The sequence below is a fragment of the Saccharopolyspora sp. SCSIO 74807 genome (assembly GCF_037023755.1).
GTDB lineage: Bacteria > Actinomycetota > Actinomycetes > Mycobacteriales > Pseudonocardiaceae > Saccharopolyspora_C > Saccharopolyspora_C galaxeae.
In genome coordinates this window covers 1772519-1794126 of record NZ_CP146100.1, presented here as the reverse complement: position 1 = coordinate 1794126, position 21608 = coordinate 1772519, and the positions used below count along the sequence as shown (strand labels likewise).

The window sequence follows — 21608 nt, the reverse complement described above, 5'->3', positions numbered from 1 at the left end:
GCTGGGAGTCCGGTGGCTGGGAGTCCCGGTGGCCGCGACCGGTCCGGTGCGCCGACCGGCGTTCTTGACGGGCTGGCGTTCTTGACGGGCTGGGCGTTCTTGACGGGCTGGGCCCGACGCCTGTTCGCTGTGCATCCCGCCGCACGACCAGACGATGAAGGGGAAGCGGTGCCGGAAAACTACGACGTCCCGCCGGACGACGACCCGCATCGGGGTTCGGACCGGCCGGGCCCGGCCGAGAAGGAATCCGGCTCCGGCGACACGACCGGCACCGACCGGGAAGCGACCTCGCCGGAGTCCGCGGGCGAGCGGACCACCCGCATCTCGGCGGGGAGGCTCGCCGCCGAGCAGTCCGGCCAAGCGGAGCAATCGGGCCGGACCGGACAAACCGGCACGGCTGAAGCCGATCACGCCGAATCCGCCCAGGCTCCGCCGACCGGATCAACCACCGCGGAATCGCAGCACGGGCAGCTCGCGGGCGAGCTGACCGAGCAGGGCACCCGCCCCATCTCGCAGTCCGGCGCGCAGTCCGAGGGCACGGAACGGATCGACGGCACCGGGACGACCGCGGCTTCCGGCGCCTCCGGTGAGCAACCGCCGGAGTCCGACGCCGAGCGCACCGCGACGATCCCTCCGGTGCCCGGCACCGAACCGGCCGCGGCCACCGAGCAGACCTACGCCTCACCGACGGACTTCATCGGCATCATCGGCGGAAGCTCGCAGCAGCAGACCGCGCGGTTCCCCGAGCACGACACCGAACGCACCGACACCATCCCGCGGGTCCAGCCGCAGGAGCAGCCGACCTGGTCGTTCGCCGGCGGCGTCGGCGGTTTCTCCGCGGACCCACCGGAAGGCCCGAAGCCGCGCCCGCAGAACCGCAGCCGCTTGGTGCGCGCGGGCATCGGCGCGGGCATCGCGGTCGGTGCGCTGGCACTGCTCTACCTCGGTGATCTGTTCTTCAGCAGCGGCAGCGTGCCGCGCGGCACCACCGTCGCCGACGTGCAGATCGGCGGGATGAGCAAGACCGCCGCCGAGCGCAAGCTCAAGAACCAGCTGGAAGCCGGCCTGCACGAACCGATCCGGCTGACCACCGGGGAGACCCAGGCGAGCCTTTCGCCGGACGACGCCGGGCTGCGGATGGACTGGGGCGAGACCGTCGAACGCGCCGGTTCGCAGCCGCTGAACCCGATCACCCGGATCACCTCGCTGTTCACCGAACGCGAGATCACCCCCGCCAGCTCGGCCGACCGCGCTCAGGTCCGCCAGGCCCTGGAACAGGTGAAACCGCAGCTGGACCGCGCGCCCGCGGAGGGCACCATCCGCTTCGAGGGCGCGACTCCGGTGCCGGTGGACCCGGTCACGGGCCGCACGGTCGACCTCTCGTCGGCGACCGACGTGGTGCTGTCGAAGTGGGCGATCAACGGCCCGGTGCGGATCCCGTACTCCGAGCAGCCGGTGACCACCACCAAGGAAGGTGTGCAGCAGGCGCTGCGCGAGGTCGCGCAGCCCGCGGTGTCCGGTCCGGTGACCGTTCGCGGTGAGGGGCACGACGCCGCGATCTCCCCGGAGACCATCGCCGCCTCGCTGCGCTTCGAACCGGACGGCGACGGCGGCCTGCGCGCCGGCGTGGACGTTCCGGCCGTGGTCGGCGGGGTGGAACCGCAGCTGCGCGACACGATCAAGCCAGGCCAGGACGCCCAGATCGTGCTCGAAGGCGGCAAACCGGTGGTCCGCCCGTCCGCGGAGGGCCGCGGGGTGGACTGGAACAAGAGCTTCGAGAAGCTGCTGGAGGTCTACAAGAAGCGGGACGGTCGCAGCGTCCAGGCGATCTACCAGCAGCAGCCGCCGCCGTTCACCACCGAGCAGGCCAACGGGCTCGGCATCCGCGAGGTCATCAGCGAGTTCGAGACCGGCGGGTTCGAGCCTGCGTCCGGGGCGAACATCCGACGGGTCGCCGAGCAGGTCAACGGCGCGGTCATCAAACCGGGCGAGACGTTCAGCCTGAACGGCCACACCGGCCCGCGCGGCGTTCCGCAGGGTTACGTCGAGTCCGGGATCATCGAGGACGGCCGCCCGGCGAAGGCCGTCGGCGGCGGGATCTCGCAGTTCGCCACCACGCTCTACAACGCCTCCTACTTCGCAGGCGTGAAGGACGTGGAGCACAAGGAGCACAGCTACTACATCAGCCGCTACCCCCCGGGTCGCGAGGCGACGGTGTTCCAGAACCCGGACGGCAGCAGCGTCATCGACGTGAAGTTCAAGAACACCCTCAACAGCGGGGTCATGATCACGACGCAGTGGACGCCGTCCTCGATCAAGATCCAGTTCTGGGGCACCAAGCAGTACGACGTGACCTCGCAGACCGGTCCGCGCACGGATGAGAAGCCGCCGCACGAGAAGGTCGTCCCGCCGGGGCAGCCGTGCAGCACCAGCAAGGGCACCGGCGGGTTCACCGTCACCGACACCCGCACCCTGCGAGACGTCAAGACGGGCAAGGTGACCACCGAGAAGCCCAGCAAGACGGTGTACAACCCGCAGCCGATCATCCACTGCGGGCCGCCACCGCCCAAGCCCTGACCGGCGCGAACCGACCTGGCCGGCCCTCTTCCCGCGCGGAAGGGGGCCGGCCTTTTCGCGCTGCGGTGAGTCTTCCCACATGCCCGGATCGAAATACGTGCATCCGCTCCGGACGTCGAACCAGGGGAAGACGAATCGATTCCGGAGGTGTCCGAATGCGTGCCACCGTGATCCACGGTGCGGGGGACGTGCGCGTGGAGCAGGTCGCCGACGCGGCGCTGCTCGAGCCGACCGACGCCATCGTGCGGGTGAGCCTGACCTGCGTGTGCGGCAGCGACCTGTGGCCGTACAAGAGCATGGGCGCCGACGAGCAGGGCCAGCGGATCGGCCACGAGTTCATCGGCGTCGTCGAGGAGACCGGCTCCGCGGTGACCGGTCTGCAACGGGGCGACCTGGTCGTTTCCCCGTTCACCTACTCCGACGGCGAATGCGAGTTCTGCCGGGATTCGCTGCACACCTCGTGCGTGCAGGGCGGTATCTGGGGCTCGCCCGGCAACGACGGGGCGCAGGGCGAGGCGGTCCGCGTACCGGTCGCGGACGGCACGCTGGTGAAGCTGCCGGTGGAGCCGGACGACGCGCTGCTGCCCTCGCTGCTGACGCTCGCCGACGTGTTCCCGACCGGGCACCACGCCGCGGTTTCCGCCGGGGTGCGCAAGGGCGACACGGTGGCCGTCGTCGGTGACGGCGCCGTCGGTGTCAGCGGGGTGCTGGCCGCGTCCCGGCTCGGTGCCGAGCGGATCGTCATCATGGGCAGGCACACCGACCGCACCGATCTGGCCCGCGAGTTCGGCGCCACCGACGTGATCCCGGAACGCGGCGCCGAGGGCGTCGAGCGGCTGCGCGAGCTGACCGGCGGACAGGGCGCGCACGCGGTGCTGGAGTGCGTCGGAACCGGCGACTCGCTGAGCATGGCGCTGCGCTTGGCCCGGGACGGCGGCGGCGTCGGCTACGTCGGCGTGCCGCAGGACGGCGAGGGCGTCGACGTGCGCGAGATCTTCATGCGCAACGTCGCGCTCGGCGGCGGCGTGTGCCCCGCCCGCGCCTACATCGAGGAGCTGATGCCGGACGTGCTCTCCGGCAAGATCCAGCCGGGCCGGGTGTTCGACCACACCACCGACCTGGACGGCGTCCCGGAGGGCTACCGCAGGATGGCCGACCGCGAGTCGCTCAAGACGCTCGTGCGGCCCTGACCCGCACCGACGAGAAAGGCGGGCGCCCCGGTGTGGGGCGCCCGCCTCGTTTCGTCCGGGACGATCAGAAAGCGGCCTCGTCCAGGTCCATGATCGCGTTGTCGGCGGACTCGACGATCTTGCGCCGGGAGGCCAGCTCCGGCAGCACGTTCTTGCTGAAGAACCGCGCCACCGCGACCTTGCCCTGGTAGTAGGGCTGGTCCTTGGCGGAGGCGCCGCCGTCCAGCGCGGCCTGGGCCACCTCGGCCTGGCGCAGCAGCAGCCAGCCGATCAGCAGGTCGCCCATGCTCATCAGCACGGTCACCGCGTGCTGGCCGACCTTGTAGACGTTGTTGACGTCCTCCTGCGCGGAGGTCAGGAACCCGAACACCGCGCCGAGGGTGGCCTGCGCGTCGTCCAGCGCCTGCGCGACCAGCGCCCGCTCTTCCTTCAGCCGGTCGTCGGCGCCGTCGGCCTGCAGCGTCTGCTGCACCTGCTCGGCGATGTGCCCGAGCGCCGCGCCGTTGTTCTTCACGATCTTGCGGAAGAAGAAGTCCTGCGCCTGGATCGCCGTGGTGCCCTCGTACAGGCTGTCGATCTTGGCGTCCCGGATGTACTGCTCGATGGGGTAGTCCTGCAGGTAGCCGGAGCCGCCGAGGGTCTGCAGCGACAGCGTCAGCATCTCGTAGGCCCGCTCCGAGCCCACGCCCTTGACGATCGGCAGCAGCAGGTCGTTGACCTGCTCGGCCAGCGCGACGTCCGCACCGGTGGCCTTGCCCTGCGCGATCTGGTCCTGGTAGGTCGAGGTGTACAGGTACACCGCGCGCAGCCCCTCCGCGTACGCCTTCTGCAGCATCAGGATCCGGCGCACGTCGGGGTGGTTGGTGATCGTGACCCGCGGGGCGGTCTTGTCCGTGGTGCGGGTCAGGTCGGCGCTTTGCACCCGCTCCTTGGCGTACTCCAGCGCGTTGAGGTAGCCGGTGGACAACGTGCCGATGGCCTTGGTGCCGACCATCATCCGCGCGTACTCGATGACCTGGAACATCTGGGCGATGCCGTCGTGCACCTCGCCGAGCAGCCAGCCCTTGGCCGGGACGTCGTGCTGGCCGAAGGTCAGCTCGCAGGTCGCCGAGGCGTTCAGGCCCATCTTGTGCTCGACGTTGGTGACGTAGGCGCCGTTGCGCGCACCGGACTCGCCGGTCTGGTCGTCGAAGTGGAACTTCGGCACCAGGAACAGGCTCAGGCCCTTGGTGCCGGGCTTGTTCTCGATGCCTTCGCCTTCGGGGCGGGCCAGCACCAGGTGCATGATGTTCTCGGTCATGTCCTGGTCGGCGGAGGTGATGAACCGCTTCACGCCCTCCAGGTGCCACGAGCCGTCGTCCTGCTGCACGGCCTTGGTGCGACCGGCGCCCACGTCGGAGCCCGCGTCCGGCTCGGTCAGCACCATCGTGGCGCCCCAGCCGCGCTCGATCATCAGCTCAGCCCAGCGGCGCTGCTGCTCGGTGCCGTTGTTCCACAGGATCGTCGCGAAGTTCGGCCCGGCCATGTACATGAAGATCGCCGGGTTGGCGCCGAGCATCAGCTCGGCCGAGGCCCACTGGACGGTGGGCGGGATGCCGTAGCCGCCGAGCTCGTCGGGCAGCCCGAGCCGCCACCACTCGCCGTCCATGACCTGCTGGTAGGACTTCTTGAACGCCTCGGGCAGCGTCACCGAGTGGGTCTTGGGGTCGAACTGGGCCGGGGTGCGGTCACCCTCTTCGAAGGACTCCGCGAGCGGGCCGGTGGCCAGCGTGTTCAGCTCGGTGAGCACACCGCGGACGGTGTCCTCATCGGACTGCTCGAAGGCGCCGGTGCCGAGCCGGTCCTGCACCTTGAACACCTCGAACAAGTTGAATTCGAGGTCGCGGATGTTGCTCTTGTAGTGGCCCATTCGAGGCTCCCTCTGCGCGCACTGGTGGTCCGAGCCGGCCCCGCTTGTGTCGGACATGGCCTTACTCGTCGGTAACCCGAGCGTATTACTTAGCAGTAACTTCTGTCGAGGCGGGGAGGCGAAATCGGTTCACGTTCGATCGCGGACATCACACGTTCGCGTTGCGCTGGGTCGCTCGACCTGCTCAACCGGACCGCTCGGAATGGAATGGAGCACACCCCGCTCGCCGGGCGGTCCGGGTCCGTGGCACGGGGCCACCGGTCGGACGACGCGCCGGCGGAACGTCCGGCGAGCTCCCGACAGCGGAGGTTGGCATGGACCGAATCAAAGCCACGAACGCCGTCGCCGGAATCGCTTTCGCCGCGGCGCTGGTGGCCGGGTGCTCCGGCGGACAGCAGCAGGGCCAAGGGGGCCAAGAGGGCGAGGTGCCACCCGCAGCACCGGCGCCCGAGCAGCAGCAACAGCAGCAGCCCCCGAAGCCTGACCCGGCAGCAGCGAAGGCGGCGCTGCAGCAGCAGATCGATCAGGCGCTGCAGCAGCGCCCGATCACCTTCGAACCGGACACCGCGAACCTGACCGAGCAGGGCAAGCAGACCGCCACCAAGGCGGCCGAGCTGGCCAAGTCGGCCCCGCAGGAGCTGCGGTTCACCATCGCCGGGTTCATCGCCAACACCGGCACACCGAAGCCGCAGGACCAGGAATTGTCCCAGCAGCGGGCGCAAGCCGTCGCCGACAAGTTCAAGGAGGCCGGAGTGCCCGCGGAGCGCCTCGAAGCCGTCGGACGAGGTGCCGCGCAAGGGAACCAGGAAAGCGATCGCCGGGTCGAGATTCAGGTCATGTAGCCGCTGCGCAGCGAAAAGGGAGGGCGCCCCTGGCACCCTCCCTTTTTCATGCGCTCATGCGGTAGCGCCGATGAATAGGCGTGAGTATCGACTGCTCGCTATTACGAGCGAGAAGTGCTCAGGACGGGCGGACGACGATCTCGGTGAGGTGCGCGTCGCGGGAGGCGTGCACCGCGGAAACGACCGGGGCGGCGACGGACTCCGGGCGCAGGTAGTGCTCCGGCTGGTACTCGCCGCCTTCGGAAACGCGCACCTCGCGCTGCATGTCGGTGTCCACCCGGCCCGGGAAGACCGAGGTCACCCGCACGTCCGCTTCCTCGGCGCGCAGGGTGTCCGCGAACGCCCGCAGCGCGAACTTGCTGGCGGCGTAGGAGCCCCAGTTTGGCTTCGCGGACAGTCCGGATCCCGAGTTGACCAGCACGACGTGGCCCTCCGCCGCCCGCAGCGCGGGCAGCAGCAGCCGGGTCAGCTCGGTGACCGCGAACAGGTTCAGCTCGAACGTGCGACGCCACGAATCCACCGGCAGATCGGAGACCGGGCCGAGCTCGACCAAGCCCGCGCTGTGCACCAGCACGTCCAGCCGATCGATGCCGGAGACCGCGTCGGCCACCGACGCGGAATCGGTCAGCTCCACCGGCCACGGCTTCGCCCCTTCGACCTGGCTCGCCAGGGTCCGCAACGCCCCGCCGTCCCGGCCACCCAGCAGCACGTCGTGGGTCTCGGCCAGGGAGCGTGCGACGGCGGCCCCGATTCCACGGGACGCGCCTGTGACCAGGGCAATCGGACGTTGTGCCATGTTCTGAATCGTATCGGTCGCACGTTCGCGCACACTGTGCCGGGGACCTCTTCGCGGGCGGCGGGCTTGACCCGCGTCAGCGGTGCGGAATAGGACGTTCCGGTGAACAGCACCGATGCCGCCGCCGGCAACCGGGTCCTGCGCAAGGTCTCGCTCCGGCTGATGCCCTTCCTGTGCCTGCTGTACTTCGTCAACTACCTGGACCGGGTCAACATCGGGTTCGCCGGTCCGAACGGCATGAACGACGAACTCGGCATGACCGCCACCGCGTTCGGGCTCGCCTCGGGCATCTTCTTCCTCGGCTACCTGGTGCTGGAAGTGCCGAGCAACCTGGCGTTGCACCGGTTCGGCGCGCGCCGCTGGCTGGCCCGGATCATGATCACCTGGGGTGTGCTGGCCACGATCATGGCGTTCGTGCCGAGCGCGACCGGGCTGATCGTGCTGCGGTTCCTGCTGGGCATCGCCGAGGCCGGGTTCTTCCCCGGCATCATCCTGTACCTGACCTACTGGTTCCCGGCCGCGCAGCGGGCGAAGGCGGTCGCGCTGTTCATGACCGCGGTGCCGGTCTCCAGCGCCATCGGCGCGACCGTGTCCAGCCTGCTGATCGACGCCGGGCACGGGGTGTTCGGGTTGTCCGGCTGGCGGTTCATGTTCCTGGTCGAAGGCGTGCCCGCGATGCTGCTGGCCGTGGCGACCTGGTTCTACCTGACCGACCGCCCGGAGCAGGCCAAGTGGCTCACCGCGGGCGAACGGGAATGGCTCGGCGAACAGCTGGCGGCCGAGCGGCGCGAAACGGAGCAGGCGCACCACTGGCCGCTGCGCAAGGCGCTGACGCACCCGCGGATCCCGGCGCTGGCGTTCGTCTACTTCGGGATCTCCTACGGGCTCTACGCGCTCGGGTTCTTCCTGCCGACGATCATCGACGGCTTCGAGCAGCAGTACGGCACCAAGCTCTCCACCGTGCAGTCCGGCCTGGTCACAGCGGTGCCGTACGTGATCGGCGCGGTGGCGATGGTGTTCTGGGCCGCCCACGGCGACCGCACCCGCGAGCGCGTCTGGCACGTGGCGCTGCCGATGCTGCTCGGCGGGGTGTGCATTCCCATCGCGCTGTACCTGGGCAACCCGATCCTGGCGATGATCGCGGTGACGGTGTGCGCGGTGGGGGTGTGCGCGGCGCTTCCGACGTTCTGGGCGTTGCCGAGCACGTTCCTTTCCGGGGCCGCTGCCGCGGGCGGTATCGCGCTGATCAACTCGCTGGGCAACATCAGCGGGTTCGCCGCGCCGTACGTCACCGGTGCGCTGCGCGACGTGACGGGATCGCAGCGGGCCGGGTTGTGGGTCGTCGGCCTGGTCATGATCGCGGCGGCGTTCGTGGCGGTCGCGCTGCGCGCGACGCCCGCGCAGACCGGGCGGGGCGCGGAGAAGGAATCGCCGGCGGAGAGCTAGCCCGCGCCCGACGAGCCGGGCCGTCTCGGAGAGCCGGCCCGCTGCCGACGTGCCGACCCGCACGCGGCGAGTTGGCCGCTCAGCCCGTATTCGGGGACCAACCAGAGCGCAACGGGGGCCTCCCGGGTTCGGAAGGCCCCCGCGCTCGCCGGGCCGGATCAGCGCACGCCGATCCGGCCTCCGTCTTCGCGGTAGACGACCGCCACCGCGGGCCGGGGCGCCGAAGTGCCGCCGTCCGGCCAGTGCGAGGTCGGGTGCTGCGGGTCCTCCGCGTCCTCACCGGGGTGCTGCACGTTGACCGTGATCAGGTCTTCGAGGATCACCGGGCCGCAGGTCTCGGCCCCGACCGGAACGGTCAGGAACTGCTTGACCTGCCCGCGCTCCGGGCCTTCCACCGGCACCGCGAACAACCCGTCGTTGGAGCCGAGCTCGTTGCCGTCGGTGGTGATCCACAGGTTGCCGAACCGGTCGAAGGCGACGTTGTCCGGGCAGGAGATCGGGCTGACGGCGCTCTTGTCGAAGCCGCCGAAGTAGGTGCCCGGATCGTTCGGGTCGCCGCAGACCAGCAGCAGGTTCCAGCCGAACCGGGTACCGGTGGTGTCGTCGTCGACCTCCAGCACGTGCCCGTGCTTGTTCTCCACGCGCGGATTCGCCTCGTCCGGCCCGGCGTTGCCCGCCGAGCCGCGGTTGGAGTTGTTCGTCAGCGCGCAGTAGATGCGGCCGTTGACCGGGTTCGGCTCCATGTCCTCGGGCCGGTCCATCTTGGTGGCACCGGCCGCGTCGGCGGCGAGCCGGGTGAACACGTAGACCTCTTCGGCGGTGAACCCGGGCACGAACGACTCGTCGCCGCTGGCCAGCTTGATCCACTCGCCCGCACCGTCGAAGTGGCCGTCGGCGGGCAGCTTGCCGGAGCCGTCGATCTCGGACTCCGGGCTGTTGCCGGTGAACTTGGCGACGTAGAGCGTGCCGTCGTCGAGCAGCGCGGAGTTGTGCCTGCGCGCGTGCGCGCTGCGGCCCGGTTTGATCCGGCCGTTCGAGACGAACTTGTAGACGTACTCGAACCGCTCGTCATCGCCCAGGTAGGCCGCGACCCGGCCGTCGTCGGCGACCTGGATGGTCGCGGCCTCGTGCTTGAACCGGCCCAGCGCGGTGTGCTTGATCGGGGTGGACTCCGGGTCGTTCGGGTCGATCTCCACGATCCAGCCGAACCGGTTCGGCTCGTTCGGCTCCCGCGGGACGTCCCAGCGCTTGTCGAACCGCTCCCACTTGCGCTCCGAGACGCCGGTGCCGATCGCGTAGCGCTCGTAGCGCTGCTTGGCGACCGGGTCGGTGACCTTGTCCGAGTTGGCGAAGTACTGGTGGATGTTCTCCTCGCCGGACAGGATCGTGCCCCACGGAGTGACCCCGCCCGAGCAGTTGTTCTGAGTGCCGAAGACCTTGGTGGCGGTCGGGTCCGCGGAGGTCTTCAGGTGCTCGCTGCCCGCGGCCGGGCCGCGAACCTCGAACTCGGTGTTCAGCGTGATCCGGCGGTTGTACTTGCCGATCTTCGGGGTGAGCCCCTTGCCGGGTTCGCGGGTCACCTCGACCACGGAAAGACCGTGCGCGGCCCACGCGATCCGGGCGTGCTCCTCGGTGGGGTTCTCGGCGTCGTAGTCCGGGAACATGTGCGGCTCGGTGCTGTACTCGTGGTTCACCACGAGCAGGCCGCGCTCGCCGGTGCTGTCCAGCGGGACGAACCCGGCGAAGTCGTTGTTGTAGCCGAACTGCTTTTCCTGCGCCGCGGAGTTCTGGTGGTGGAAGTCGAACTCGGGCGCGCCGGGCAGCACCGGGTCTCCCCAGCGGATCACGATGTCCTGCCGGTAGCCCTCGGGGACGGTGACCCGGTCGTCCTTGTTCGGCGCGACGGGGGTGAAGTCGGTACCGGGCACGCCGCGGCCTGCGAACTCGCCCGGTGCCGCTGCCGCGGTGCCGGACAGCGCGCCGGCCGACCCGGACAGCGCGGTGCCGCCGACCGCGAGCGCCAGCACGCCGCCTGCTTTGAGGGCGCCGCGGCGGTTGAGCACCCGTTCCACGACGTCACCGAAGTAGCCGTTGTCCGAAGTGTTCGGCGCCTCGTGCGCGCAAGCGTTGCCGCAGCGGTACTTGCAGGTCACGGCGGAACGCCGCGCGGAGTGGTGGGACAGGAGTGGGAGCGGGACGACCCGCCCGCTGTCCGATCGGGGAGTCAAGCGGCCCTCCAGGGGTCAGTCGGGAACATCCGAACGCTATGCCGGGCAGGCGAGAAATCCTGGACCGTCAGGTGAACAGCGCCCGAACTCATGACGCGCGGTGCGCATTCGAATCCGCAATCGGCCGATCCGGTAGCTCCGACGCTCCCGGCCGGACACGCAGTGCGAGCAAAATTCGTTCGCGCCGGTGTCCGGGCTCGGCTAGCTTGCCCGGCATGGCATGTGCAGCGTTCGTCATCCGGCCGCGGAACAGCTGAGCGACCACCGGACTTCCGCTTTCCGGTGAGCCGCCACGCGCCCGGGTCCGTCCCCGGGGCGTGTTCCGCCGCCTCGTACCCGCGCGGCGCAGCTGAGCCGCTCAGCACGGCCGCCGCGGGCCTATCGGCATCCGCCGCGCGCGCAGCCACACGTCCCGGCCGACGCGAGACCCGGTGTTCCCCGGTCCCGCGAACGCTGGAGCACCCATGCCTTCCCGCACGTCCCGTGCGAGCCGCGAACTCGGCCAGAACTTCCTCATCGACCCGCAGGTGCCCGCGCGCGTGCTGGAACTGCTGGATCCGCGCGACGGGCGTCCGCTGGTCGAACTCGGCGCCGGCGGCGGCGCGCTGACCGGTCGGCTCGCCGCGACCGGGCACCCGGTGACCGCCGTAGAACTCGACCCGCGCTGGGCGGCCCGACTGCGCGGCAAGTGGTCCCGAGTCCGCGTCGTGCGCTGCGACATGCTGCGGTTCCGCTTTCCGGCAGGCCCGTTCGACGTCGTCGGCAACCTGCCTTACGGGCTCACCACCGCCATGACGCGGCGGCTGCTCGACACCCCGGCCTGGCGACGCGCGGTATTGCTGGTGCAGTGGGACGTGGCGCGAAAGCGCGGCGTCGGCGGCTCGATGCTCAACGCCCAGTGGGCGCCGTGGTACGAGTTCCGGCTGCACGACCGGATTCCGGCGCGTGCCTTCCACCCGAGGCCCGCGGTCGACGGTGGTCTGCTGCGCATCGACCGCAGGCCGGACCCCGCGCTGCCGTTCGCCGAACGCGGACCGTTCCAGGACTTCGTGGAAGCGGTGTTCACCGGACGTGGGCACGGCATCGGCGAGATCGTCCGCCGCAACCACGGCCGGGTGCCGCGCTGGCTCCCGGCCGCGTCGTTGCCGCGAGATCTAACACCGGAGTCGTGGAGCCGTCTCTACCTGGAGCTGCGACGGGCCTCCTGAGCGTCCGCGGGTCAGAACTCCTCGCCGACCAGAGCGGCCTCGCTGGGCACCTGGTGCGGATCGCGCCGCTTGCGCAGGTCGACCGCCAGCAGCGCGGCCGCGACCAGGCAGGACACCGCGGCGACCGCGAACGGGGCGTGCGGCGAACCCAGCCACTCCGCGACGTGGCCGACCAGCGTCGCCGCGAGGGCACCGCCGAGCCAGCGGCAGAAGTTGTAGCCCGCGCTGGCCACCGGCCGCGGCGCGTTGCTGATGCTCATCGCCGTGCCGGTGAACAGGGTGTTCAACAGCCCGGACGCGATACCGCTGAGGATCACCGCGACCACCACGACCGGCTTGGTGCCGATCGCCATCGCGAACAGCAGCACCGCGTAGATCAGCACCGCGATCACGGTGCCGCCGGCCTCGCCGAACCGCGCTGCCAGCCGCGGCGCCAGCGTCACCCCGGCCACCGCCACGCACAGCCCCCAGCCGAAGAACACCAGCCCGACCGCGATCGCGCCGAACTCCAGCACGAACGGCGCCCAAGCCAGCACGATGAAGAACGCCGCGGTGTAGAACGCCGAGCCGACCGCGGTGCGCAGCAGGCCGCCGTGCCCGAGCGCGCGCAACGGGTCGAGCAGCCGGATCCGCTGCCGCTTCGACGGGTCCTTGTCGTCGGCGGGCAGGAACCCGGCCGAGAGGATCAGCGCGATCGCCATCAGCACCGCGGTGCCCGCGAACGGTCCGCGCCACGAGATGTTGCCGAGCAGCGCTCCCAGCAGCGGGCCGGTGGACAGGCCGATGCCGAGCGCGGCCTCGTAGAGCAGGACCGCGGCCTGCTGCCCGCCGCTGGCCGCACCGACGATCACCGACAGCGCCGTCGCGATGAAGAAGGCGTTGCCCAGTCCCCACACCGCGCGCAGCGCGACGAGCTGCCCGATCGAACCGGCGACCGCGCACGCGATGGTGGCGAGCACGATCAGCACCAGGCCGGTCACGACGGTGCGCTTGGCACCGAACCGGGCGCTGAACGCCCCGGTGATCAGCATCGCGATGACCTGCACGCCCAGGTAGGAGGAGAACAGCAGGGTCACCTGCTCCGGCCCGGCGTGCAGCGCCTCGGCGATGGACAGCAGGATCGGATCGACCAGCCCGATTCCCATGAAGGCGATCACCGCGGCGAACGCGGTGACCCACACGGCCTTGGGCTGGCCTTTGAAGACGTCCAGCAGCCGGACGTCGTGCGCGCCGCTCATCGGCCGCGCCTCCTCGCCAGGTCGATGTGGGTGGAACGGACATCCACCACAATTTCGTTCGCCATGCTAACTTTTAGGTGGCTGCGGAACCAGCGGGCATGAGCAGGCACACATTGCGCGAATCGCCCGACGCAGCAACGGTGTTCGAGACCGGCGGTGTCAGCTGGTCGCTCGAACAGCGGTGTCCGTGCTGCGTCGGGGGCAGCACGGACATCCCTCGCCGAAGCACCGGTCGTGCAGCGCGGCTCTTATGATCGAGGTGTGCAACCTGCTGCTGTGCTGTTCGACCTCGACGGCGTGCTCGTCGACTCCGAACACCTCTGGGATCGGATTCGCCGCGAAACCGTCGACGCCCACGGTGGTCGATGGGCCGAAGGCGCGACCGAGGCCATGATGGGCATGAGCACTCCGGAATGGTCCCGCTACCTGGTGGCGGAACTGGGGGCGCAGCTCACGCCGGAGCAAGCCGCCGAGACCGTCATCGACGGGATGGCCGAGGTCTACCGCAACGATCCCCCGGTACTGCCGGGCGCGGCGGAAACCCTGCGCACGGTCGCGGCCGAGTACCGGACCGCGATCGCGAGCTCCGCACCACCGCGCATCATCCGGGCCTTCCTGGAAAGCGCCGGGGCCACGGTCGGCTACACGATCTCCAGCGAAGAGGTCGGCGCAGGCAAACCGGCCCCGGACGTCTACCTGGAAGCTGCGCGAGGGCTCGACGTCTCGGCGGCGGAGTCCGTCGCCGTCGAAGACTCCAGCAACGGCTTGCGCGCGGCCGCCGCTTCCGGCGCCACCGTGTTCGCGGTGCCGAACGCGCACTTCCCGCCCGCCGAGGACGCCCTGGCCGGCGCGTACCGGGTGCTCGGAGACATCAGCGAACTCCCCGAAGCCCTCCGCGACCTCGCCCGCGGCTGACGCCGGCAGCAACGGCGTGCGCATAGCCGGTCACATCGCCGCTTCGCGCTCTACCGCCGCGACGGTGTCCGCGATCCCGGAGAGCATGTACCGCCGCCACAACGGAGCCAGCCCGATCAGCCCGATCAGCCCGAGCGCCCACTGCGCTCGGGTTCGTGCGCATCGACCGCGCTCGGTCAAACCGTGCGCTCGGGTATACCGGCCCGCTGTTCAGGCGGGTTCGTCGGCGGTGCGGTGGGCGAGATGGCGGCGGGCAGCGGCGGAGACCTGGTGGTCCGGATGTTGCTGGGCGAGCAGGCCGAGCAGCAGGTCCGCGCGGGCGTGCCGGGTGCGGGCGAGCTCGTCGACGAAGGCGAGCTGGTCCGGGCGGGCCTGGAAATCCGCGAGGAACGCGGCCGGATCCTCCTGCGCGGTGACCACCATGGCGTCCAGCGAGACCGCCAGTTCGTCGCCGTGCTGCAACGCCACCTCGGTCTCCACCGGCCGAACCCGCAGCCACATCCGCGCAGCCGCGCCGCACAACGGATCCTCGCGCAGGCCGAGCACTTCCGCGACGCCCTCCTGGCCGGTGTGCTCCAGCAGCCACAGCGCCCCCAGCCGCAGTTCCGGGTCGTCCACCCGGCGCAGCACCTCGGCCAGTTCGGCACTGGCCGCGGCCCGCCCGCGCCGGGCGACCCAGTCGCCCACGACCTCCTCGACCACGTCCGCGGGACTGCCCGGCAACGCGAGCACGACGACTTCCGCAGGCAGCGCCGCCATTCCGGCGACCGTCGGCACGACGAAACCGAACTCCTCCAGCGAACCGTGCGCGGCCCGCACGCCCAGCGGCGTCAGCTCCACGACGGTCCGGTCCGGCTCGCCTTCCGGGGCGAGCTCGGCGATGCGCTCCAGGCGCTCCGGCAGCTCGGTCGGCTCGCAGCGCACCACGCCGAGCACGGCCCACTGGTCGAGTACGCGGCCGACCGCGCGGTGCACCGCGCGGCGATATTCCGGGGTCAACTCGTCCTCGTCCGCCAGCGCATGAACGGCCAGGCTCACCACCTGCTCCACCGGCACCGCCTCGGTCTCCGAATACAGCGCGGTCAGCACCGCCTGCACCAGATCCAGCAGCAAGCCGGCATCGCCGGCGGGGAACTCCGGTTCATCACCGAGAACGTCCTCCAACTGCAGGAAGAGCTCCCACAGCCGGGACCACAGCACCCCGGGTTCCGCCAGCAACGCGGCACTGATCTCGGTGCGCACCAGGCGGTCGCCGGTCGTTCGCACCAGGTGCGCCCGCTTCGCCCACTCCAGCGTCAGGCCCGCCGTGAACCGGTCGGTGCCGAGCGCGCCCGCCAGCTCATCGAGGCCGTCCTCCGAACCTGCGATCAGCGCCCGGCCCGCGCCGACCCACTCGTGCAGCAGCTTCATGCGTTCCAGGACGGGAGCCCGCTCCGCCTCAGCACCCGGCGTGTTCGAGTCCGGGACCCGTACCGGCGGCAACCAGTACGCGGGCGCGTCCGCCGGCTCCGGCTTCTCTTCGATCGCGTGCAGCAGGTCGTGATCAAGTCCCGCGGCACCGTCCCGCGCCTCGGCGACGAACCGCTCGAACTCCACCGGATCGTCCGGGTCCACACCGCGCTCGCGCGCTTCGGACGCCCAGAACTTGCCCGCTCCCCACTTCGCGGGACGGGCCATCGCATCGAGGTAATCGGGAGTCGCGGCATCAACCGCCGCGTGCAGCGCGCGCAGCGAGCCGCTGCCGGGTAGCAGCAATCCCGCGGCAGCGAGGAAGTCGAACCACTCGTGCAGCACCCGCGGCACCGCCGACCAGTTCGGCAGCACCATCCGGCGCGGCACGACGTCGGCGAGGAAACGGGTCACGTCCGCCTCGGTCCACCGGGTGAGCAGGCCGTCCTGCACGCCCTTCTCGTGCAGCATCGCCGTGATCAGACCGGGTGCCTCGGCGCGCGGCCCGAACCGCTCGGACAGCGCGGCAGCCGCCTCCGAGCAGCGGTCCGCCTCGCCGTGCAGGAAAACGGTGCGCATCGCCGACCCTTCGTCGCAGTGCATTCGTGATCGAGGGTAGGCATCGCGCAGTGATCACTCGGGCACAAGATGCATCGGCGTGTCGGCCGCACCCACCACCTGCCGCGTGCTAACCGGATCGAGTCATCGGCGGCCACGACGTGCAGCACGGCGGGCGAACGAACCGCTGCTCCGACGAGTCAGCGGCGGCGCATGCCCGTCCGGGGTGCTGCACGCAAGGAAAACGGGCCACGGCAAGCCGACCGCGGCTCTACGCAGGCCGGCTCATTCCTGCGCCATGTCCACGAAACGGCTGTAGTGCAGCTGGTGCGCGACGGTCACGGTGGAGGTCGGACCGGCGCGGTGCTTGGCCAGGATCAGGTCCGCCTCACCCATCCGCGGATCGTCCCGCTCGAACGCGTCCGGGCGATGAATCAAGATCACCATATCCGCGTCCTGCTCCAGCGAGCCACTTTCACGCAGGTCAGCAAGTTGTGGCCGCTTGTCGTTGCGCTGCTCGGGGCCGCGGTTGAGCTGGGAGATCGCCACCACGGGCACTTCCAGTTCCTTGGCGAGCAGCTTCAGGTTCCGGGAGAACTCCGAAACCTCCTGCTGGCGCGACTCGACCCGCTTGCCGGAGGTCATCAGCTGCATGTAGTCGACCACGACGAGCTGGATGTCGGAGCGCTGCTTGAGCCGCCGGGCCTTCGCCCGGATCTCCATCATCGTCAGGTTCGGCGAGTCGTCCACGAACAGCGGCGCTTCGCTGACCTCGCTCATCCGCCGGGCCAGCCGGGTCCAGTCGTCGTCGGTCATCCGGCCGCCGCGCATGTCGCCGAGCCGGATGCGGGCCTCCGCGGACAGCATCCGCATCACGATCTCGGTGCGGCCCATCTCCAGCGAGAAGATCACGCTGCCCATGCCGTGCTTGATCGAGGCCGCGCGGGCGAAGTCCAGGCCCAGCGTGGAGTTGTGCGTCGGCACCATGCCGCGCCCGGCCAGGTAGAGGTGGTCCGGTGCGTCGACCTCCACGCAGCGCACCGGCACGCCTGCGACCTCGCGGACGGCGACGATGGCGCGCGCGGCCGGGGTCCGCTCCAGGCGGTGGGTCTTGTGCTCGGCGTTCTTCGCGGGGAGCCGGAAGACCTCGTCCGCACCGCTGTCAAAGACCAGCACCACCTGGTCGAAACGGTCCGCCGCGGAGTCCGCGAGCCGCGCCCCGCAGGCGTAGCCGAGGCTGAGCACGAGTTCCCGGACGCGCACCGACATCGGCTCGCTGACCTCGAGCCGCAGCGCGCCGTCCGCGGAGACCGAACCCGCCGCGTCGAGCAGGCCCGCCAGCAGCGCACGCCGCTGTTCCGGGCCTGCGCGCAAGTAGCGGAGCGGGACGTCGTGGTCGTCCCACACGCCGAGCCGGGCGAGCGCACCGGCGATGTCCGAGTCGAAGTTCGCGCTGGGCGACTCGACCGGCCCGTCCGTCCGAAGTGGACTGCTCTCGTCGCCCTGCGCAGGCTCGGCGGATTCGGGCGCTTCGGCGTCGTCGCCGGACGACTCGGCCTCGGCGGACGACTCAGGCTCGGCGGGCTGCTCGGCCTCGGCGTGCTGCTCGGGCTCGGCCTGCTCCGGCTCACCGGCCTGCTCGGCCGCGACCCGCGGCTGCAGACCGGCCTGCTCGAGCAGCTCCGGTTCCGCGTGCACCACACCGGAACGATCCCCGGCGGCCAGCCACACGCCGAGCGTGTAAGGCGACACCGGCAGCTCCCGCTCCGGCAGCTCGAACGCGGCGTGGGCGGGCAGCGCCGGACGCGAACCCGACTGCGCCAACTCGCCGGTGGTGCGCACGCTGCCGTCGGCGAGGCGCCACTGGTGCTCGGCGTCGGCGACGATCAACGCGCCGTCGGAGAACTCCACCTCGAAGCAGCGCCGGTCGTCGAGCACCTCGGTCGCGCGCAGCACCCGCACCGGCTTGCCGTGCGCGCCGATCAGCTCGTCACCGGCGGCGACCTCGCCCATCGTGGTCCAGCCGCCCGGTGTGGGCAGCGGCGTGTCCAGCGCGAGCGCTTTGCCGACACCGGGACGGGCGGCGACGATGACCATCTGGCCCGGGTGCAGCCCGTTGGTGACCTCGTCGAGGTCGGTGAAGCCGGTGGGGATGCCCTGGGACTCGCCGCCGCGCGAAGCGATGGCGTCGATCTCGTCCATCGTCGGCTGGAGCAGGTCTTCGAGCGCCGCGTAGTCCTCGCTGGTGCGGCGTTCGGTCACGTCGTAGATCGCGGCCTGCGCGCGGTCCACGACCTCCTCGATCTCCGAGCCCTCCGAACCGTGGTAGCCGAGCTGCACGATGCGCGTGCCCGCCTCGACCAGCCGCCGCAGCACCGCCTTCTCGGAGACGATTTCCGCGTAGTAGCCCGCGTTCGCGGCGGTGGGCACGCTCGCGATCAGCGTGTGCATGTAGGGCGCGCCGCCGATGCGCAGCAGTTCCTGGCGGCGCTCCAGCTCGGCCGAGACGGTGATCGCGTCGGCGGGCTCACCGCGGCCGTAGAGGTCCAGCACGCAGTCGTAGATCTTCTGGTGCGCCGGCTTGTAGAAGTCGTTCGGGCTGAGCACCTCGACGACGTCCGCGATCGCGTCCTTGCTCAGCATCATGCCGCCGAGCACGGACTGCTCGGCGGCGAGGTCCTGCGGCGGCTGGCGCTCGAAGCTGTCGCTGTAGTCGCCGGGCTCGACACCGCGCTCGTCTGCTAACGCCACCGGTACCCGTCACCTCCGAGCCGTCGCCACCGACACCGGTGGCATTGCTGATCGGGCAACCCGCGCCGGGTGCCGCTGCTGCGCGGCGCCGGGTACGGCGCACGCGCGATCCCGGGCCGACGGCCGCGGCATGATCACCCACCGTTGCGCACGAGTGCGCTCGCGAAGCTAGATCGCCCGCTTGGAGCAGGCAAACCGAGCTGTGGACAAGCCTCGGGACAACCTGTGGACAACTGGGGACAGGTCGGTGGACAGCTGTGCACAACTCGGGTGGATAGCTGGGGACAACCTGGGGACAACCGACGAAGATCATCTAAACACCGCAGGTCAGAGCTTGTGCATGCGGTGTGGAAGAAATTCGTGGAAAAGCCTCGGCGTGTCGCGCCAACTGCGCACATCGGCGTGTCGGGCACAGCGCCCGGCGACCGCGCGTTGCTCACGGTCAAGCGGCCGATCGAGTGGGGAGCACTGTCCAAACCAGACTCGAACGGCGCAACGCACGTTGCCGACCCGAGTCCGGGAGCGAGTGCTCCCGGACCGGTCGAGGCGCCCCGCGGCGACCGGGCGCAACCGCCTCGGCCGCCGGGGGTCCGTGGTTCAGTCCGCGGCCGCGACCTGCACGTCGACCGACGCCTTCACGTCGGGGTGCAGCCGCACGTCGACGCCGTGCTTGCCCAGCGCCTTGATGTGCCCGCGCAGGTCCACCGAGCGCTTGTCCAGGTTCGGGCCACCGGCCTTGCGCACCGCGGCGACCACGTCGGCCGGGGTGATCGAACCGAACAGCTTGCCCTGCTTGGACACCTTCGCGGTCAGCGTCACCGAGCCGAGCTCCTGCAGCTGCTGCTTGAGCTCCTGGGCGTGCTCCAGGTTCCGGACCCGGCGCGCCTCCTGGGTGCGGCGGATGGTCTCGACCTGCTTCTGCGCGCCCTTGGTGGCGACGATCGCCAGGTTGCGCGGCAGCAGGTAGTTGCGGCCGTAGCCGTCCCGGACCTCGACGATGTCACCCGACTCGCCCAGGCCGGTCACGTCCGCAGTCAGAATGATCTTCACGACGTGTCTCCTTCTAGCGTTCCTAACGGGACCGCACCGCGTCCGCCGCCCTGCGGCACCCGCCGCGGGGCGGACGAGCGGTCCCGGATCAGCGGGCGGTCGAGGTGTAGGGCAGCAGCGCCATCTCGCGGGCGTTCTTCACCGCGATGGCGACGTCGCGCTGGTGCTGGCTGCAGTTGCCGGTCACCCGACGAGCGCGGATCTTGCCGCGGTCGGAGATGTACTTGCGCAGCAGCGTCGTGTCCTTGTAGTCGATGCTCTGCGCGGCGCGGTCCTTGCAGAACGCGCAGACCTTCTTCTTCGGCTTGCGCACCGGCGCCTTGGCCATGGTCTTCCTCCTGAAAAGCTATCTCGAGTCTGGTGCGCCGCGGGCGGTCAGAACGGCGGCTCGTCGTTGAACCCGCCGCCGGAACCGGCGGGCGGGGCCGAGCCCCACGGGTCGTCGGCGGGCGCGGAAGAACCGCCGCCACCGCCGAAACCACCGCCACCGCCGCCGCGGCTGATCTTGTTCACCTTGGCGGTCGCGTACTTCAGCGACGGCCCGATCTCGTCGACCTCCAGCTCCACGACCGTGCGCTTCTCGCCTTCCTTCGTCTCGAAGGAGCGCTGGCGCAACCGGCCCTGCGCGACGACCCGCATCCCGCGGGTCAGCGTCTCGGCCACGTTCTCCGCCGCCTGCCGCCAGATGTTGCAGCGCATGAACAGCGCTTCCTGGTCCTTCCACTCGCCGCTCTGGCGGTCGAAGGTCCGCGGTGTGGAGGCGATCGTGAAGTTCGCGACCGCGGCACCGGAGGGCGTGAAGCGCAGTTCCGGATCGGCGGTGAGGTTGCCGACCACCGTGATTACCGTTTCACCGGCCATCGCCTGGACTCCGTCCTTGAGGTGCGGGAACTGTCTTGCCGTGCGGATTCAGCGAGGCGCGAACCGCCTGCCGCCGGGGCGGGAGGTCCGATCGGGTGCTCAGGCCGAGGCGGTCTGCTTGTTCGCCTTCGCCGCGGCGCGGGCGACGCGGGCGGCCTTGCGCGGCTCGACCACGCGCCGCAGCACCTTGGTGCGCAGCACGTTCTCGTTCAGGTTGAGCTGGCGGTCCAGCTCCTTGATCGAGGCGGACTCGCTGTTGATGTCCAGCACGACGTAGATGCCCTCGGCGTGCTTGTCGATCTCGTAGGAGAGCCGGCGACGGCCCCAGACTTCGAGCTTCTCGATGCTGCCGCCATCGTTGCGGATGACCTTGAGGAAGTTCTCCAGGGACTGCGGCACGTTGCGCTCGTCCAGGCTCGGGTCGAGGATGACCATGAGCTCGTAATGACGCATGAGGACCACTCACCTCCTGTGGACTCACGGCCACGGACTTTCCGTGGCAGGAGGGTCGTTCGCGTCCACGAACGTCGACCAGGCTAGCAACCTGCCCCGACAGGACCGCGTGGCGGGTGCGCCGCGCGCCGGTCCGG

16 protein-coding genes are annotated in these 21608 nt (G+C 70.4%); 6 read left to right on the top strand and 10 right to left on the bottom strand.

Annotated elements, in window-relative coordinates:
* Positions 1-168 precede the first annotated feature (168 nt).
* Both V1457_RS07995 and V1457_RS07990 read left to right on the top strand, forming a co-directional pair.
* A complete protein-coding gene (locus V1457_RS07995; protein WP_338601996.1) occupies positions 169-2577 on the top strand; it encodes a VanW family protein in 2409 nt (802 codons plus the stop codon).
* A gap of 155 nt (positions 2578-2732) precedes the next feature.
* A complete protein-coding gene (locus tag V1457_RS07990) occupies positions 2733-3767 on the top strand; it encodes a zinc-dependent alcohol dehydrogenase family protein (protein ID WP_200067975.1) in 1035 nt (344 codons plus the stop codon).
* A gap of 64 nt (positions 3768-3831) precedes the next feature.
* On the opposite strand, the gene V1457_RS07985 is transcribed toward V1457_RS07990, so the two are convergent.
* Positions 3832-5676, bottom strand: coding sequence for an acyl-CoA dehydrogenase (locus V1457_RS07985; RefSeq protein WP_295148976.1), 1845 nt, complete (start codon positions 5674-5676; stop codon positions 3832-3834).
* A gap of 314 nt (positions 5677-5990) precedes the next feature.
* Between V1457_RS07985 and V1457_RS07980 the strand changes: the two genes are divergently transcribed.
* Positions 5991-6518, top strand: a complete 528-nt coding sequence (locus tag V1457_RS07980; RefSeq protein WP_295148973.1) for an OmpA family protein — start codon at positions 5991-5993, stop codon at positions 6516-6518.
* Between the two features lie 118 nt (positions 6519-6636).
* Here the strand turns inward: V1457_RS07980 and V1457_RS07975 are convergent, their stop codons facing one another.
* Entirely contained in the window at positions 6637-7314 is a 678-nt protein-coding gene (locus V1457_RS07975; RefSeq protein ID WP_200067978.1) for an SDR family oxidoreductase, read from the bottom strand.
* A gap of 102 nt (positions 7315-7416) precedes the next feature.
* On the opposite strand from V1457_RS07975, the gene V1457_RS07970 reads away from it, so the two are divergent.
* The gene (locus tag V1457_RS07970) at positions 7417-8760 is read left to right on the top strand and encodes an MFS transporter (RefSeq protein ID WP_200067979.1); all 1344 of its coding nucleotides are present in this window, start codon (positions 7417-7419) and stop codon (positions 8758-8760) included.
* Between the two features lie 158 nt (positions 8761-8918).
* On the opposite strand, the gene V1457_RS07965 is transcribed toward V1457_RS07970, so the two are convergent.
* Positions 8919-10913 (bottom strand): PhoX family phosphatase, encoded by a 1995-nt coding sequence (locus V1457_RS07965; RefSeq protein ID WP_200067980.1) that lies wholly within the window; start codon positions 10911-10913, stop codon positions 8919-8921.
* Between the two features lie 539 nt (positions 10914-11452).
* On the opposite strand from V1457_RS07965, the gene erm reads away from it, so the two are divergent.
* Entirely contained in the window at positions 11453-12196 is a 744-nt protein-coding gene (gene erm, locus V1457_RS07960) for a 23S ribosomal RNA methyltransferase Erm (protein ID WP_338601985.1), read from the top strand.
* An 11-nt stretch (positions 12197-12207) separates the two neighbouring features.
* Here erm and V1457_RS07955 read toward each other — a convergent pair whose 3' ends face one another.
* Positions 12208-13434: an MFS transporter gene (locus tag V1457_RS07955; protein WP_338601982.1), complete on the bottom strand. Its 1227-nt coding sequence runs from the start codon at positions 13432-13434 to the stop codon at positions 12208-12210.
* Between the two features lie 261 nt (positions 13435-13695).
* Here V1457_RS07955 and V1457_RS07950 point away from each other — a divergent pair, with 261 nt between their 5' ends.
* Positions 13696-14349: an HAD family phosphatase gene (locus V1457_RS07950; RefSeq protein ID WP_338601979.1), complete on the top strand. Its 654-nt coding sequence runs from the start codon at positions 13696-13698 to the stop codon at positions 14347-14349.
* 210 nt (positions 14350-14559) lie between these two features.
* On the opposite strand, the gene V1457_RS07945 is transcribed toward V1457_RS07950, so the two are convergent.
* The 6 genes from V1457_RS07945 to rpsF all read right to left on the bottom strand — a co-directional run bounded on the left by V1457_RS07945 (position 14560) and on the right by rpsF (position 21471).
* Positions 14560-16401 carry a hypothetical protein gene (locus tag V1457_RS07945; RefSeq protein WP_200067985.1) on the bottom strand — a complete coding sequence of 614 codons (1842 nt, stop codon included), beginning with the start codon at positions 16399-16401 and terminating at the stop codon, positions 14560-14562.
* Between the two features lie 240 nt (positions 16402-16641).
* Positions 16642-19107: a replicative DNA helicase gene (dnaB, locus tag V1457_RS07940; RefSeq protein WP_338601974.1), complete on the bottom strand. Its 2466-nt coding sequence runs from the start codon at positions 19105-19107 to the stop codon at positions 16642-16644.
* 597 nt (positions 19108-19704) lie between these two features.
* On the bottom strand, positions 19705-20157 hold the full coding sequence (rplI, locus tag V1457_RS07935) for a 50S ribosomal protein L9 (RefSeq protein WP_200067987.1): 453 nt from the start codon (positions 20155-20157) through the stop codon (positions 19705-19707).
* 88 nt (positions 20158-20245) lie between these two features.
* Complete coding sequence (gene rpsR / locus V1457_RS07930) at positions 20246-20485, bottom strand: 30S ribosomal protein S18 (protein ID WP_200067988.1); 240 nt, start codon at positions 20483-20485, stop codon at positions 20246-20248.
* 47 nt (positions 20486-20532) lie between these two features.
* Positions 20533-21018, bottom strand: coding sequence for a single-stranded DNA-binding protein (locus tag V1457_RS07925; protein ID WP_200067989.1), 486 nt, complete (start codon positions 21016-21018; stop codon positions 20533-20535).
* A gap of 99 nt (positions 21019-21117) precedes the next feature.
* Positions 21118-21471: a 30S ribosomal protein S6 gene (rpsF, locus tag V1457_RS07920; protein ID WP_200067990.1), complete on the bottom strand. Its 354-nt coding sequence runs from the start codon at positions 21469-21471 to the stop codon at positions 21118-21120.
* Between the last annotated feature and the right edge of the window lie 137 nt (positions 21472-21608).

Excerpts from the sequence above, each read along its gene's own strand:
- V1457_RS07990 (WP_200067975.1), top strand. The coding sequence starts at position 2,733 with ATGCGTGCCACCGTGATCCACGGTGCGGGGGACGTGCGCGTGGAGCAG.
- V1457_RS07925 (WP_200067989.1), bottom strand. The coding sequence starts at position 21,018 with ATGGCCGGTGAAACGGTAATCACGGTGGTCGGCAACCTCACCGCCGAT.
- V1457_RS07985 (WP_295148976.1), bottom strand. The coding sequence starts at position 5,676 with ATGGGCCACTACAAGAGCAACATCCGCGACCTCGAATTCAACTTGTTC.
- rpsR (WP_200067988.1), bottom strand. The coding sequence starts at position 20,485 with ATGGCCAAGGCGCCGGTGCGCAAGCCGAAGAAGAAGGTCTGCGCGTTC.
- V1457_RS07945 (WP_200067985.1), bottom strand. The coding sequence starts at position 16,401 with ATGCACTGCGACGAAGGGTCGGCGATGCGCACCGTTTTCCTGCACGGC.
- V1457_RS07975 (WP_200067978.1), bottom strand. The coding sequence starts at position 7,314 with ATGGCACAACGTCCGATTGCCCTGGTCACAGGCGCGTCCCGTGGAATC.
- rpsF (WP_200067990.1), bottom strand. The coding sequence starts at position 21,471 with ATGCGTCATTACGAGCTCATGGTCATCCTCGACCCGAGCCTGGACGAG.
- V1457_RS07980 (WP_295148973.1), top strand. The coding sequence starts at position 5,991 with ATGGACCGAATCAAAGCCACGAACGCCGTCGCCGGAATCGCTTTCGCC.
- erm (WP_338601985.1), top strand. The coding sequence starts at position 11,453 with ATGCCTTCCCGCACGTCCCGTGCGAGCCGCGAACTCGGCCAGAACTTC.
- V1457_RS07955 (WP_338601982.1), bottom strand. The coding sequence starts at position 13,434 with ATGAGCGGCGCGCACGACGTCCGGCTGCTGGACGTCTTCAAAGGCCAG.